The sequence below is a fragment of the Allobosea sp. 01N443 genome, assembly GCF_056399325.1.
Genome location: NZ_JBFTRC010000451.1, coordinates 1 through 365 on the forward strand (window position 1 = coordinate 1; position 365 = coordinate 365).

Below are 365 nucleotides of genomic sequence, written 5' to 3' on the forward strand. Positions count from 1 at the left end.
CTCATATGCTTTTAAAATGGCATATATAAGCACTCCAAATAAAATATAAGGTACAAGATAGAAAACAAGCATGAAATAACGCCATGCTGAATGCCCCGTTTTAAGCACGTGGTTCAGCCATTCGTAAAAATGTTGGACGCCTAACCAGTCACCTAAGGGACTTATAACTAAAAAGGCGACCATCACTAAGGCAACGATAAAAAACATGGCTGTGATGCCTTTAGTTAAACGATGTATGACTTGATCATATTGTTTAATCACTATTGCGTTGCTCTTCATACGTTCATCAATCATTTTTTTATAATTGTTATTGGCTTGTCGCAGTTCGGATTGGTTGTTTTGAACTTCTTTAACTACGTTTTGTG

Annotated in this window: 1 protein-coding gene; it reads right to left on the minus strand. The window is 36.2% G+C overall.

All coding sequences use genetic code 11. The features are described 5' to 3' along the window. Positions 1-365: hypothetical protein (locus AC1DRP_RS36935; RefSeq protein WP_476771193.1), on the minus strand; the 365-nt coding region annotated here is incomplete at both ends.